The organism is Mycobacterium sp. E3305 (assembly GCF_001666785.1).
In the GTDB taxonomy this organism is placed as follows: domain Bacteria; phylum Actinomycetota; class Actinomycetes; order Mycobacteriales; family Mycobacteriaceae; genus Mycobacterium.
The window spans coordinates 1-13,257 of sequence record NZ_LZJA01000126.1; the positions used below are offsets into that span (position 1 = coordinate 1).

Sequence of the window (13,257 nt, forward strand, 5' to 3'; positions counted from 1 at the left end):
CGGCCAGACCTACGGCGCCGAGCCGCTGTTGGCGCGCGCCCACCACGGCTCGGTCAGCAAGGAACAGCGCGCCCTGGTCGAAGAGGACCTCAAGCGCGGCCTGCTCAAGGCCGTGGTCGCGACGTCGAGCCTGGAGCTCGGCATCGACATGGGCGCGGTCGACCTGGTGATCCAGGTCGAGGCGCCGCCGTCGGTGGCCAGCGGCCTGCAACGCATCGGGCGGGCCGGCCACCAGGTCGGCGAGGTGTCCCAGGGCGCGCTGTTCCCCAAGCACCGCACGGATCTGATCGGCTGCGCGGTGACGGTGCAGCGGATGCTGTCCGGCGAGATCGAGACGATGCGGGTGCCGGCCAACCCGCTCGACATCCTCGCGCAGCAGACGGTCGCGGCGGCGGCGCTGGAGCCGCTGGACGCCGACCGGTGGTTCGACACGGTGCGCCGCAGCGCCCCGTTCGTGACGCTGCCCCGCAGCGTGTACGAGGCCACCCTCGACCTGCTGTCGGGCAAGTACCCGTCCACCGAGTTCGCCGAGCTGCGGCCCCGGCTGGTCTACGACCGCGACACCGGCACGCTGACCGCGCGGCCCGGCGCGCAGCGGCTGGCCGTCACCTCCGGCGGCGCCATCCCCGATCGCGGCATGTTCACGGTCTACCTCGCCAGCGAGGCGGAGAAGCCGTCGCGGGTGGGCGAACTGGACGAGGAGATGGTGTACGAGTCCCGGCCCGGTGACGTCATCTCGCTGGGCGCCACCAGCTGGCGGATCACCGAGATCACCCACGACCGGGTGCTGGTGATTCCCGCGCCGGGCCAGCCGGCCCGGTTGCCGTTCTGGCGCGGCGACGACGCGGGCCGTCCGGCGGAGCTGGGCGCCGCGCTGGGCGCGTTCACCGGCGAGCTGGCGGGACTGGACCGCGACGCCTTCGACGCCCGGTGCGCCGGCCTGGGTTTCGACGCTTACGCGACCGACAACATGTGGGCGCTGCTGGACGAGCAGCGCACCGCGGCCGGGGTGGTGCCCACCGACACCACCTTGCTGGTCGAGCGGTTCCGCGACGAGCTGGGCGACTGGCGGGTGATCCTGCACTCGCCGTACGGGCTGCGGGTGAACGGCCCGCTGGCGCTGGCGGTGGGCCGCCGGCTGCGGGAACGCTACGGCCTGGACGAGAAGCCGACCGCCTCTGACGACGGCATCGTGGTGCGGTTGCCGGACATGTTGTCTGACAACGGCGACAACCCGCCCGGCGCCGACCTCTTCGTCTTCGACGCCGACGAGATCGACCCGATCGTCACGGCCGAGGTGGGCGGTTCGGCGCTGTTCGCGTCGCGGTTCCGGGAGTGCGCGGCCCGCGCGCTGCTGTTGCCGCGCCGGCATCCGGGCAAGCGATCGCCGCTGTGGCACCAGCGCCAGCGGGCCGCCCAATTGCTGGACGTGGCCCGCAAATACCCCGACTTCCCGGTCGTCCTGGAGACCGTCCGCGAATGCCTGCAGGACGTCTACGACGTTCCCGCCCTGACGTCACTGATGGCCGGCATCGCCCAGCGCAAGGTGCGGGTTGCCGAGGTCGCGACCGACCGCCCCTCCCCGTTTGCGGCGTCCCTGTTGTTCGGTTACGTCGGCGCATTCATGTACGACGGCGACACCCCACTGGCCGAGCGCCGGGCCGCGGCGCTGTCGCTGGACAGCACGCTGCTGGCCGAGCTGCTGGGCCGCGTAGAGCTGCGCGAGCTGCTCGACCCAGACGTCATCGCCGCGACCGGCCGCCAGTTGCAGCACCTGGCCGAGGACCGGGCCGCGCGCGACGCCGAAGGCGTCGCGGACCTGCTGCGGCTGCTGGGCCCGATGACCGAGGACGAGATCGCCGCCCGCGCCGGCGGCGCCGAGGTGGGCGGCTGGCTGGAGGGCCTGCTGGGTGCGCGGCGGGCGCTGACGGTGTCGTTCGCCGGCCGCAGCTGGTGGGTGGCCATCGAGGACATCGGCCGGCTGCGCGACGGGGTCGGGGCGCCGGTTCCGCTGGGGGTGCCGGCCGCGTTCACCGAGGCGGTGGCCGACCCACTGGGCGAGCTGCTCGGCCGCTATGCGCGCACGCACACCCCGTTCACCACGGCGGATGTTGCGGCCCGGTTCGGGCTGGGCCTGCGGGTGACGGCCGACGTGCTGGGCCGGCTGGCCGCCGACGGGCGCCTGGTGCGCGGCGACTTCGTCGCCGCCACCCCCAGCGCTTCCGGCAGCGAACAGTGGTGCGACGCCGAGGTGTTGCGCGTCTTGCGGCGCCGGTCGCTGGCCGCGCTGCGCGCGCAGGTGGAGCCGGTGAGCACCGCCGCGTACGGGCGGTTCCTGCCGGCCTGGCACCGGGTGCCCGCCCAGAATTCGGGGCTGGACGGCCTGATGTCCGTGATCGACCAGCTGGCCGGGGTTCGGATGCCGGCCTCGGCGATCGAGCCGCTGGTGCTCGGTCCGCGGGTGCGCGACTACTCCCCCGCGATGCTCGACGAGCTGCTCGCCACCGGGGAGGTGACCTGGTCGGGCGCCGGGTCGATCTCGGCCAGCGACGGCTGGGTCGCGCTGCATGTGAGCGATTCCGCGCCGCTGACCCTGGCCGGGCCCGCCGAGATCGACCTCACCGACGCGCACCGCGCGATCCTGGACACGCTGGCCGGCGGGGGTGCGTACTTCTTTCGCCAGCTCGCCCAAAGCGGGTTGCCCGACTCGGAGCTGAAAGCCGCGCTGTGGGAGCTGATCTGGGCGGGCTGGGTCACCGGTGACACGTTCGCGCCGGTGCGCGCCGTGCTCGGCGGGGTGGGCAGCCGCAAACGCGCGGCACCCGCGCACCGGTCGCACCGGCCGCCGCGGCTGAGCCGATACAGCGTCGCGCACGCGCAATCGCGCCCGGCCGATCCGACGGTCGCCGGCCGGTGGTCGGCCCTGCCGGCTCCGGAGCCCGATTCCACGGTGCGCGCCCACTACCAGGCGGAGCTGCTGCTGGGCCGCCATGGCGTGCTGACCAAGGGCGCGGTGGCGGCCGAGGGGATCGGCGGCGGGTTCGCCATGCTCTACAAGGTGCTGAGCACCTTCGAGGAGGCCGGCCGATGCCAGCGAGGCTACTTCGTCGAGTCGTTGGGCGGCGCGCAGTTCGCGGTCGCGTCGACCGTCGACCGGCTGCGCAGTTACAGCGACGGCATCGACCCCGAGCGGCCCGAATACCGGGCGATCGCGCTGGCCGCCGCCGACCCGGCCAACCCCTATGGCGCCGCGCTGCCGTGGCCCGCGTCGGGCGGCGAGGGGGGCCGGCCGGGCCGCAAGGCCGGCGCGCTCGTCGTGCTGGTCGACGGCCACCTGGGCTGGTTCCTGGAGCGCGGCGGGCGGTCCCTGCTGACGTTCACCGACGACCCCGCGGCCCACGCGGCGGCGGCCGCGGCGCTGGCCGACCTGGTCGCCTCCCGGCGCGTTGCGTCGATCCTGGTCGAGCGCATCGACGGGGCGCCGGCGCTGCAGCCACAAGCGGGCGGGCCGAGCCCGGTGGCCGAGGCGCTGGCCGACGCCGGGTTCGCCCGGACGCCGCGCGGACTCCGGCTCCGGTGAGGCCGCGCTAGCCATGCCCGAGGGAGACACTGTCTGGCACACCGCCGCCGTCCTGCGCCAGCACTTGGCCGGGCGCACACTGACCCGCTGCGACGTCCGCGTCCCGCGGTACGCGACGGTCGACCTCACCGGGCAGGCGGTCGACGAGGTGCTCAGCCGCGGCAAGCACCTGTTCATCCGGGTCGGCCGGGCGAGCATCCACTCGCACCTGAAGATGGACGGCAGCTGGCGGGTCGGCGAGCGGCCGCTACGCGTCGACCACCGGGCGCGCATCGTCCTGGAAGCCGGAACCGTCCGCGCCGTCGGCGTGGACCTCGGCGTGCTGGAGATCCTGGAACGCGATCGCGACGAGGACGCCGTCGCGCACCTGGGTCCAGACCTGCTCGGCGAGGACTGGGACGGCGGGGTGGCCGCCGCCAACCTGGCCGCGCACCCGGACCGCCCGCTCGCCGAGGCGCTGCTGGACCAGCGCGTCCTGGCCGGGATCGGCAACGTCTATGCCAACGAATTGTGTTTCGTCAGCGGGCACCTGCCCACCGCGCCGGTGAGCGCGGTGGGCGACCCGCACCGGCTGGTCTCACGCGCCCGCGACATGTTGTGGCTCAACCGGTTGCGGTGGAACCGCTGCACCACCGGCGACACCCGGTCCGGCCGGCAGCTGTGGGTGTACGGGCGCGCCGGGCAGGGCTGCCGTCGCTGCGGCACCCCCATCTCCTACGACGGATCCGGGGACCGGGTCACCTACTGGTGCCCGTCCTGCCAGCGCTGACCCGCAGCGCCCGGCCACACCGCGCTCGCGATCGCCACGAGCCCCATGGTGGCGACCCGCAGCGCCCGGCCACACCGCGCTCGCGATCGCCACTAGCCCCGCGCGTGCGCCAGAAAGAACTGCGCGATGGCCTCCGAGCCGTCGAGCGCGCGGGTGGTCGGCCCGATGATCGCTTTGGGCAGGTATTGCCTGCCGCCGGGCCACGTGTGCCCGCCGCTGTCGATCTGGTAGAAGATCACCTCGGTCGACGCCGCGCAGGCCGTGGAGTCGAAGCGGCGCACGACGGTCCCGTCCCCCACGTTGGGCAGCGCCTGGACGGACGGGTCGCCCTGGCAGCGATCGGCGGACCGCCACGTGCTCACCATGCTGTCGGCGGAGATGGCGTGGCTGACCCCGCCGCGACCGCGCACCACCCCGCCCTTGAACGGCACCAGCGGGTCGGCGGTGCCGTGGGCCTCCCACACCGACACGGGCCGCGACGGCTTGCACGCCACGCCCACGCCCAGCGTGCCCGCGACGGGCGCGGCGGCGGCAAACACGTCGGCGCGGTCGCACGCCAGCCGGTTGGACATGAATCCGCCATTAGACATCCCGGTGACGAAAATGTGCCCCGGGGCGATGCCGTAGTCGTTCTGCAGCTTGCCCACCAGCCCCACCAGGAAGCCGACATCGTCGATGTGCCGGCGATCGGCCGGCGACGCCCCGCGGCCGTCAGCCCAGCTCTTGTCGTAACCGTCGGGGTAGACCACCAGCAGGTTGTGGGCGTCGGCGACGGAGTCGAACCCGGTCAGTCCCCGTTGCCCGTTGCCGGTGCCACCGCCGCCGTGCAGGCTCAGGACCAGGCCGACCGGGCTGCCCGGCGGCACGTGCAACAGGTAGGTTCGGTCCATGCCGCCGGACCGGAACGTCCCGGACGCGTCCCGAGCGCTGGCCGCCGACACATGCCGCTCGCCACAGCCCACCAAGCACAGCGCGACCAGCACCACAGCCAACAAACGCACGTACGGCATGTCGTCAGAATCCCGGCAACGCCAATGGCGGAGCAAACCGTGCTCTGGGTGTGGCGATGATCGCAATATGATTGATCCTGCACCAAGCGGCACCGCAACGTGGGAATATTCGGGCAGCCCCCGCTGTCAGCGAGCAACGGCACTTCGATGTCACGGGAGTATCAGAAATGACGAGGACCCAGATACGCAACCCCAGCCTTCTGCTGTTGCTGATGGCTGCCGGCGTGGTCCCCGCGGCCGGACTGCTGGATGTGCTCGGCGCGACCCCGGCCGCCCACGCCAGCGCCGCCGATGACGCGTTCCTCGCCGCGCTGACCGCCAAGGGCATCAACTACGAATCGCCCGAAACGGCGATCCGTTCCGGGCACCTGGTTTGCCAGCAACTCGACTCCGGTGAAGCGCCGCAACAGGTGGCAAACGACGTCATGACCAACAGCCACCTCGACGGCTACCACGCCGGCTACTTCGTGGGCGTGAGCATCCGGGCGTACTGCCCGAAGTACGGCGCCCAGGCCTGAAAGTTAACAGCCAGTTGACAGGCTCGTGACAAACGCGCGGGTAAAATTTTAATTCGGAAACAATTCCTGAGAACTCGAAGGCCAAATGATTCCTAGACTTTTGGTCGGCGTTGCACTCACGCTCGGGGCTGCGGGATGGACGGCAGCCGCCGCCAACGCCGACCCCAGCCCCTTCAACACACTCAGCTGCAGTTGCGAGGAGACGTCGCCCTCCGACAGCGCGGCCCTTACGGACAAGATCAACCGGGGCATCCAGCACGGCCTTGCGGACCAGCCCACGGTGCAGATCCATCACTGAGGTCTGAGGTTCAGTTCGTTCTCCGCGTCCGCCGCACGGCGTAATGGTGGTAGCGCGCGGCGCGCCTGCGGATGCGATACGCGCTGCCCCGGGTGCGATGCGGTTGTCCGACAAGGTGAATCGGCTCGCTGTAGAAAAGCATCTTGGCCAGCTCCACCAGCACCAGATAACAGATCACGAACATCCCCAGCACGGCGAAGAACTGCCACGGCAGCGGCGTGAAGCCCAGGGTCCGCGCCAGCGGTGAAATCGTCAGCCCGGCGCCGACGGCGACCACGGTGATGCTGGTGACGGCCAGCAGCGCGCTGGGCCGGCTGCGGAAGAACGGCACCATGCGGGTGCGGATCACGAAGATGATCAGCGTCTGCGTCGCGAGCGATTCCACGAACCAGCCGGTGCGGAACTCGACCGCGCCGGCGTGCAGCACGCCCAGCATCAGGCCGAACGTCAGGAAGTCGAACAGCGAACTGATCGGGCCGAAGATCAACATGAACCGGCGGATGAACGCGACGTTCCAGTGCGACGGCGCCTGCAGTTGCGCGGCGTCGACCCGGTCGGAAGGGATCGCCAGCTGCGAGGTGTCGTAGAGCAGGTTGTTCAGCAGGATCTGGCTGGGCAGCATCGGCAGGAACGGCAACAGCGCCGAGGCGGCCGCCGCGCTGAACATGTTTCCGAAATTGCTCGACGTGCCCATCAGCACGTATTTGATGGTGTTGGCGAAGATGCGCCGGCCCTCGGCCACCCCGGTGGCCAGCACCCCGAGATCCTTTTCCAGCAACACCACATCGGCCGCGTCCTTGGCCACGTCGGTGGCGCTGTCGACGGAGATCCCGACGTCGGCGGCGTGCAGGGCCAGCGCGTCGTTGACGCCGTCGCCCAGGAAGCCGACCGACCGCCCCTTGCGGCGCAGCGCGGTGATCAGCCGCGCCTTCTGCTCCGGGGAGATGCGCGCGAAGATGGTGTGGTCCTGCGCCACACCGGCGAAGGCGTCGTCGTCCAGCGCGTCCAGTTGTGCGCCGGTGATGGTGCCCTTGGACGCCAGACCCAAGTCGCCGCAGACCTTTTCGGCGACACGGGGGTTGTCCCCGGTGGCGATCTTCAGCTCGATACCCAGGTCGGCCAGTTTCGAGAGTGATTGCCGCGCAGCGGATTTGGGCTCATCGGCGAAGACCAGGAAGCCCGCGAGCGACAGGTCGCACTCGTCCGCGCGGGTGATCGCGGTCAAACCCGGCGCCGGTTTGGCGGCCACGGCCACCACCCTGCGCCCGGCGGCGAACAACGCCGCGAGGGTTTCCTCTGCCGCCGCCGGGGTGCCCCGGCATTGGGCCAGCACCTGCTCGGGCGCGCCCTTGACCACCAGCAGCCGGGTTCCGCCGTCGTCGACCAGCACCGACGTCGCCCGGCGTTCGTGGTCGAACGGCAGCAACGCAACCCGCCCGGCGCCGGCCACCAAGTCGTGCGCCTGCGGCGACTCCCAAAGCGCGGCGTCGAGCGGATTGGCGCTGGCGCCACCGGTTTTCGGGTCCACATCGGTGGCCAGCAGCCCCAGCCGGCGGACCGGGTCGCTGTGCGCACCGGCGGGGTCGACCGATTCGACCATCCGCAGCCGGCCTTCCGTCAGGGTTCCGGTCTTGTCGGTGATCAGGATGTCGATGTCGCCGAGGTCCTCGATGCACACCAGCCGCTTGACGAGCACCTTGGCCTTGGCCAGTTGCCGCGACCCGGTGGCCAGGCCGGTGCTGACGACGGCGGGCAGCAGCTGCGGCGTGATGCCGACGGCGATCGCCAGCGAGAACAGCACCGAGTCGATGATCGGCTTCGCCAACAGCAGGTTGCTGATCAAGATGACCACCATCAGCGCAACGGCCACCTGCAGCAGCAGATAGGAGAACCGGCGCAGGCCCACCTGGAAGCCGGTTTCCGGCTGACGCTCGTCCAAACCCGCTGCGATGCGGCCGAATTCGGCGTTCCTCCCGGTGGCGTACACCACCCCGGTGCCCTCGCCGGCGCTGACGATGGTGCCCATGAACGCCAGGTCGGCCGCGTCGGCCAGGTCGGTTCCGGGGGGCACGGGCTCGGGCGACTTCTCGGAGCCGGTCGACTCCCCGGTCAGAATGCTCTCGTTGCATTCCAAACCGCTGACCTCGATCAGCCGGACGTCGGCCGGCACCGCCTCGCCCAGCGCCAGCCGGATCACGTCGCCCGGTACCAGCGCGGTGACGGCGAGCGTGACGAACTCCCCGTCGCGGCGCACCACGGCGTTGTGGTGCACGCTCGCGTGCAGGTCTGCGGCCGCCCGCTCGGCGCGGTACTCGTTGATGAAACCCAGGCCGATGCTGGCCACCAGGATGATGCCGATGATGACCGCCTGCATGCTGTCGCCCAGGAAGTACGAGACGACCGCGGTGCCGGCCAGCAGGATGAGAACCGCGTTGCGCAGCTGACGGCCAAGCACCGCAAGGGGATTGACGCGATGGGTCCGCACCGCGTTGGGGCCGTACCGCGTCAGCCGGGCAGCGGCTTCCGCGCTCGACAGTCCCGCCGCCGAGCTGTCCAGTGAGCGCAGCACCTCGTCGACCGGGGCCGCCGCGACCGACGTCGTGGTCGGGGCCGCGGAACCCGGTAACACCTCTGTTGTCATAGCCAATCCCTGCGTTTGAACATCAGGTAGATCACGCCCATCAGAACGAATATCAGGCTGGTGCTGGCGATGAACCCGGCGAGGTGACCGAAGCCCGGGTACGGCACGTTCTGGCCGTAGAACCCCGTGATGGCCGTGGGCACCGCGATGATGGCCGCCCATCCGGTCAGCTTCTTCATGATGGTGTTCAGCCGCGCGTCCTGCAGCGACAGGTTGGTCTCGAAAATCGTTGTGACCATGTCCCGCAACGATTCCGTCCATTCCGACACGCGGAGCACGTGGTCGTACAGGTCGGCGTACAGCGGGTCCAGTTCCGGGGCGGTCCCCACCTCGTGCCGGTGGTGCTGGATCGAGTTGACCACCTCCCGCATCGGGAGCGCCACCCGCCGCAGCCCCACCAGGTCGCGGCGCATCTGGAATGTCCGGCGCTGAAAGCTGGCCTGGCGCGGCCTGCCGTCGAACAGCTCGTCCTCGATGGATTCGACGCAGTCGTCCAGGGCCTCCACCGCCGCGAAATGACTGTCCACCACGACGTCGAGCAGGCCGTGCACCAGCGCGCCCACCCCGTACTGCTGGGCGCCGATCTCCTCCCATCGCCGGGTGACCGCGGCGATGTCGAAGTCCGGCGTCAGGCGCACGGTGATCAGGCCGCGGGGCAGCACAAACGCCGAAATCCGGTGCATGGACAGCATTCGCCCCGGCTCGTCGGCGGCCTCCGCCGCCACCTCGACCGCATAGACCGTGAAGAAGGTGTGCGTCTCGTAGGCGGTGGCCTTGACCCGCTCGGCGGCCGCGACGGCGTCTTCGACGGCCCAGGTGTTGAGGCCGAGTTCGGCGGCCAGGTCACACAGCGCGTCGTGGTCGGGGGCGCACAGGTCCACCCACACCAGGGTGTCGGGTTCGCGGAGGTACTCCGAGATGTCGTCAAAGGTGAAGTCGTCCTGTGGCTTACCGTGGCGCCACACGCGGCCCTGGATGTTGCCCTGCACGACGCTATCTTCTCAGCCCGGCCCAGCCGCCGCCGTGTCAGTAGGTGGAGATCTCGTCTTGCTCGGGCAGGTCGCCGCTGACCATGAAGATGACGCGGCGCCCGACTTCCACGGCATGGTCGGCGAAGCGTTCGTAGAAGCGGCCCAGCAGCGCGGCGTCCACGGCGGCGGGGATGTTGTCCGTCCAGTTCTGGTCCAGCAGCACGCTGAACAGCTGCCGGTAGAGCTCGTCCATCGCGTCGTCTTGTTCGCGAAGCCGCGCGGCCTGTTCCGGATCGTGGGATATCAATACTTGTTTCGCGTTGTCGCCCAACGCGATTGCCACCTCGGCCATCTCGGCGAAACACGCGCGGACTTTGTCGGGCAGTGCCCGATTCGGGTGTTCACGCCGGGCGATCTTGGCGACGTGCACCGCCAGCGCGTCCATCCGTTCGATGTCGGCGATGATCTGGACGGCGCTGAAGATCGCCCGTAACTCTCCGGCAACCGGTTGTTGTAGTGCCAGTAACGCGAACGCTTCTCGCTCCGCGCGGCCCCGCATCACCACCATTTGGTCGTGCTCGCGGATGACCCGTTCGGCGGCGTCCAAGTCCGCCTCCAACAATGCCCTGGTAGCGCGCCTCATGGCTTCGTTGGCCAGGCCGCACATCTCGCCGAGCTGGACGCTCAACTCTTCGAGCTGGTGGTGGTAAGCGGTTCGCATAGCGCAACGGTGGCCAATGCGAGCGCTTTTCGCAAGGGACGAAAGGCACCCGAAAAGAGCCTGAATGACTCCTCCCGCCCGCGCCACCGCCGGTTAACCTGCCGCTGTCACCATATCGAGGACCATCCATCCGAGCCGAGAGAACACGGTGAGCACACGACGCGGCCTCCCTGGACTGGGACTGCTGACGGCGCCGTTGCGCGTCGCCGCCCTCAGCGCCGAGATCGCCGCCGGCGCCGCCTTGTTGGGCGGCAACGTCGCGACGAGCATGGGCAGGTCGCTGGTGCGCGCGACGCCGGATGTCCCGGGGCTCACCCGCGCCGCGGCGGGTGCGGTGCTGGAGGCGGCGGGCGGGCCGCGCGCCCGGCGCGTCAGCGCCAACGGACCGAGGCGCTGGATCGAGGTGCGCGGGCTGGAGGGTGAGCGCGCCGCGGACATCGCGGCGGCGGTCCTGGCGGCGGTCCGGGCGCTGCCCGGCGTCGAGCGGGCCCACCTCAACCCCGCCCTGGCGCGCCTGGTGGTGACCGTGGCGGACGACGGTCCCTCGACGGCCGAGCTGTGCCGGGCCGTCGCCGGCGCGGAACGGCCCCGCCGAGCTCGCGCCGCGCGGGCGAACCCGGCCAGCCTGCCGGGCGACGACGCGCTGCTGATGGGCCGGATGGTGGCGGCGACGGCCGCCTCGGTCGGCTTCGGCCTGTCCCTGACGGGCAGCCTGCTGCGGCTGCCCCGGCTGCCCGACCTGGTGGCCGTGCCGCCGACGGTGGCCGACCATCTGCCGCGGCTGCGCCGCGAGTTGGAGCGGCGCCTGGGGCCCGAGGCCACCGACGTGCTGTTCGGCATCGTCAACGCCACCACCGCGGCGCTCACGCTGTCGCCGACGGCGGCGGCCGCCGAGGCCGCCACCCGCACCATGCTGGCCGCCGAGGCGTGGAACGGCAGGCTGGCGTGGAGTCGACACGAACCCGAGTTGGCCGGCCAACCGGTGCCCGACGACGCGGCCGCGACCCCCGTCGGCAACCCGTCGCCGCCCGACGGGCCCGCGGAACGCTACGCCAACCGCGCCGGACTGGCCGGCATCGGCGCCGCCGCCGCGGTCGGCCTGCTCACCCGCAACCCCGACGCGGCGGGCGCCGCCGCGCTTGCCGCGGTCCCCAAACCGTTGCGGACCGTGCGGGAAGCGTTCGGCTGCACGATGAACCTCGGCCTGACCAGCCGCCACGACGCGCTGGTGCTGCGTCCGGGCGTGTTGCGGTCCCTCGACCGGATTGACGCGATCATGGTCGACCCTCGAGCCCTGTACACCGACGAGCTCACGGTCAGTCGCGTTCTGGGCGTGGAGAATTCGGCACGCGCACACGCTTGGGCGGCGGTCCGGGCCGCGCTCGACAGCGACGGCATGAAGCCGGGATGGCATCAGCTGGCCGACATTCCGGGAGCCGGCGACGTCGGCCAGGCCCTGATCAGCCCGGTCCGCGATCCGTTCGCGGCGGCGGTGCTCACCGAGGCGCGGCGCTCCCAGCCGCGGGTCTATTCCCTCGACGACGACGGATTGCGTTCCCTGGCACAGGGTTTCGATCAGCTCTACCCCGCGGACGGATCGATCGACCACGCGGTCGCGGCGGCCGTCGCCGAACTGAAGGCCGCCGGGCACATCGTGGCGCTGCTGACGACCTCGGGCATGCGGGGGTCGCACCGGTCCGACGTGACCATCGGGGTGCTGCGGCCCGGGCATCCCGCGCCCTGGGCCGCCGACGTGGTCGCGAAGGACCTGACCGGCGCCTGGCGCATGTTGCACGCGCTGCCCGCCGCGCGTGCCGCCACCGAGGGCGCGGTCCGGTTGTCGGCCTCGGCCTCCGCGATCGGCGCGCTGATGCTGATTCCCGGTGTGCCAGGCCGCAGTTCGGCGTCGGTCAATGTCGGCATGGTCGCCAGCCTGTGGTTCGGCTACCGGGCGGCCGTGAAGACCCTGCGGGACCCGCTGCCCGAACCCGAAACCGCCCACGACTGGCACGCGTTGCCGGTCACCGAGGTGCAGCGGCTGCTGCCCCGCCCGGTCGACGAGGACCGCGAGGAGATTCCCGCGCGGTGGCAGCGGGTGCCCCCGCTTCGCGTCCTGCACGACGCGACCGCGACGTCCTGGAACAACATCCGCGACTTCGCCGAGGAGATGCGCGGTGACCTGGCGGACCCGATCACGCCGCTGCTGGCCACCGGCGCGGCGGCCAGCGCCCTGCGCATCTCCGACCGCGATCCCACGGCGGTGACCACGGCCACCGCCGTGCCCGCGACCACCGTGGTGCCGGCGTAGAGCATGCAGGTCCGTTCGGCCAGCGGCGCGCCGGGCGTGGGCTCGGTCTGCTTGGACACCGGCAGCGATTCGCCGGTCAGCGTCGACTCGTCGACCTCCACGTTCGAGGCGTGCAACAGCCGGGCGTCCGCGGGGACCACCTCGTCGGCGTGCACTTCGATGATGTCGCCCGGCCGCAGCCGCTTGGTCGGCACCTTCTCGCGGCGCTGCGTGTCCAGCGCGCCGACCCGGCGTCGCGCCGGCGGATCCTGCACGGCCAGTAGGCGATTCAGCGTGCGCTCGGCGTGCAGCTGCTGCTCGGCCGACAGGGCGGCGTTGACCAGCAGCACGCTGCCGACCAGGACGGCGTCGAGCGGGGAACCGAGCAGGGCGCTGGCCGCCGCGCCGGTGGCCAGCAGCGGCGTGATCGGGTCCGCCAGGTCACCGCGCATCTCCTCGGTC

The 13,257-nt window shown here is 71.3% G+C and carries 9 protein-coding genes and 1 pseudogene; 5 read left to right on the forward strand and 5 right to left on the reverse strand.

The window, feature by feature from the left end:
- A partial coding sequence (locus A5701_RS11395) for a helicase-related protein (RefSeq protein WP_067752749.1) occupies nt 1-3,580 on the forward strand: 3,580 nt, incomplete at its 5' end.
- A gap of 13 nt (nt 3,581-3,593) precedes the next feature.
- Complete coding sequence (nei2, locus tag A5701_RS11400; RefSeq protein WP_067752752.1) at nt 3,594-4,349, forward strand: endonuclease VIII Nei2; 756 nt, start codon at nt 3,594-3,596, stop codon at nt 4,347-4,349.
- Nucleotides 4,350-4,441: 92 nt separating this feature from the next.
- Here the strand turns inward: nei2 and A5701_RS11405 are convergent, their stop codons facing one another.
- Nucleotides 4,442-5,359: a PHB depolymerase family esterase gene (locus A5701_RS11405; protein ID WP_067752755.1), complete on the reverse strand. Its 918-nt coding sequence runs from the start codon at nt 5,357-5,359 to the stop codon at nt 4,442-4,444.
- A 167-nt stretch (nt 5,360-5,526) separates the two neighbouring features.
- Here A5701_RS11405 and A5701_RS11410 point away from each other — a divergent pair, with 167 nt between their 5' ends.
- Both A5701_RS11410 and A5701_RS11415 read left to right on the forward strand, forming a co-directional pair.
- Entirely contained in the window at nt 5,527-5,877 is a 351-nt protein-coding gene (locus tag A5701_RS11410) for a DUF732 domain-containing protein (protein ID WP_067752758.1), read from the forward strand.
- Nucleotides 5,878-5,977: 100 nt separating this feature from the next.
- Nucleotides 5,978-6,175: a hypothetical protein gene (locus tag A5701_RS11415; RefSeq protein WP_231972809.1), complete on the forward strand. Its 198-nt coding sequence runs from the start codon at nt 5,978-5,980 to the stop codon at nt 6,173-6,175.
- Nucleotides 6,176-6,185: 10 nt separating this feature from the next.
- On the opposite strand, the gene mgtA is transcribed toward A5701_RS11415, so the two are convergent.
- The 3 genes from mgtA to phoU are packed head-to-tail and all read right to left on the reverse strand — an operon-like array spanning nt 6,186 to nt 10,508.
- Nucleotides 6,186-8,816 carry a magnesium-translocating P-type ATPase gene (gene mgtA, locus A5701_RS11420; protein ID WP_067752763.1) on the reverse strand — a complete coding sequence of 877 codons (2,631 nt, stop codon included), beginning with the start codon at nt 8,814-8,816 and terminating at the stop codon, nt 6,186-6,188.
- Complete coding sequence (locus A5701_RS11425) at nt 8,813-9,805, reverse strand: magnesium transporter CorA family protein (RefSeq protein ID WP_067752765.1); 993 nt, start codon at nt 9,803-9,805, stop codon at nt 8,813-8,815. Before A5701_RS11425 ends, mgtA begins: the two co-directional genes overlap by 4 nt.
- 37 nt (nt 9,806-9,842) lie before the next feature.
- Nucleotides 9,843-10,508, reverse strand: a complete 666-nt coding sequence (phoU, locus tag A5701_RS11430) for a phosphate signaling complex protein PhoU (protein WP_067752769.1) — start codon at nt 10,506-10,508, stop codon at nt 9,843-9,845.
- Between the two features lie 148 nt (nt 10,509-10,656).
- Between phoU and A5701_RS11435 the strand changes: the two genes are divergently transcribed.
- A complete protein-coding gene (locus A5701_RS11435) occupies nt 10,657-12,816 on the forward strand; it encodes a hypothetical protein (RefSeq protein WP_231972810.1) in 2,160 nt (719 codons plus the stop codon).
- Here the strand turns inward: A5701_RS11435 and A5701_RS27445 are convergent.
- Nucleotides 12,720-13,257 (reverse strand): annotated as a pseudogene (locus A5701_RS27445) (cation-translocating P-type ATPase); the annotation flags it as partial. The gene A5701_RS11435 and the pseudogene A5701_RS27445 sit on opposite strands and share 97 nt — an antisense overlap.

What these genes read in the sequence shown, in the direction of transcription:
- nei2 (WP_067752752.1), top strand. Translation starts at nt 3,594, where the DNA reads ATGCCCGAGGGAGACACTGTCTGGCACACCGCCGCCGTCCTGCGCCAG.
- mgtA (WP_067752763.1), bottom strand. Translation starts at nt 8,816, where the DNA reads ATGACAACAGAGGTGTTACCGGGTTCCGCGGCCCCGACCACGACGTCG.
- phoU (WP_067752769.1), bottom strand. Translation starts at nt 10,508, where the DNA reads ATGCGAACCGCTTACCACCACCAGCTCGAAGAGTTGAGCGTCCAGCTC.
- A5701_RS11405 (WP_067752755.1), bottom strand. Translation starts at nt 5,359, where the DNA reads ATGCCGTACGTGCGTTTGTTGGCTGTGGTGCTGGTCGCGCTGTGCTTG.
- A5701_RS11410 (WP_067752758.1), top strand. Translation starts at nt 5,527, where the DNA reads ATGACGAGGACCCAGATACGCAACCCCAGCCTTCTGCTGTTGCTGATG.